Annotated in this window: 1 protein-coding gene; it reads right to left on the reverse strand. The window is 70.0% G+C overall.

Annotated features, from left to right (window positions below):
* Window positions 1-497, reverse strand: a 497-nt coding sequence (locus tag QN345_RS19765) for a DMT family transporter (RefSeq protein WP_323509208.1), incomplete at both ends; no start/stop codon positions are given.

The following is a 497-nucleotide window of genomic DNA, read 5'->3' on the forward strand; positions in this document are numbered from 1 at the left end:
CGGGGCACCGTAAGGATCGCGAGTCCCGTCACAAGCAGCAGGATGCCGCAGATGGTCGCGGGAGTGAAGTCCTCGTGCAGCAGAAAGATTCCGAGTGCGGTCGCCGTCACGGGTTCGACAAGCGTGAGTGTCGATACCTGCGAGGCCGGGAGGCCCCGCAATCCGCGGGCGAACAGGGTGTATGCGAGGGCCGTCGTCACGACCGCGAGCCACGCGGCCGTCGCCAGCCCGGCCGGTTGGGCGAGCCAGGCCGGATTGCTTGCGAGAAGCACGGGCAGCATCAGCACGGCGGCCGTACCGAAGGTGGTGCCCATGGCTGTGGTGGGCGACCAGCCGCGATCGAGGAGCAGCTTGGTGCTCAGCGTGTACACGGCGTAGGACGCGGCCGCACCGAGTGAGCCCGCGATCCCGAGCGCCGTCACGGGGCCGCCTCCCCCGCTGTAGAGCCCGGAGAGCGCTGCCACCCCCGTCGCCGCAACGAACGTCGCACACGCCCA

Origin of the sequence: Cryobacterium sp. 10I1 (assembly GCF_035019805.1) — a bacterium.
Classification (GTDB): domain Bacteria; phylum Actinomycetota; class Actinomycetes; order Actinomycetales; family Microbacteriaceae; genus Cryobacterium; species Cryobacterium glucosi.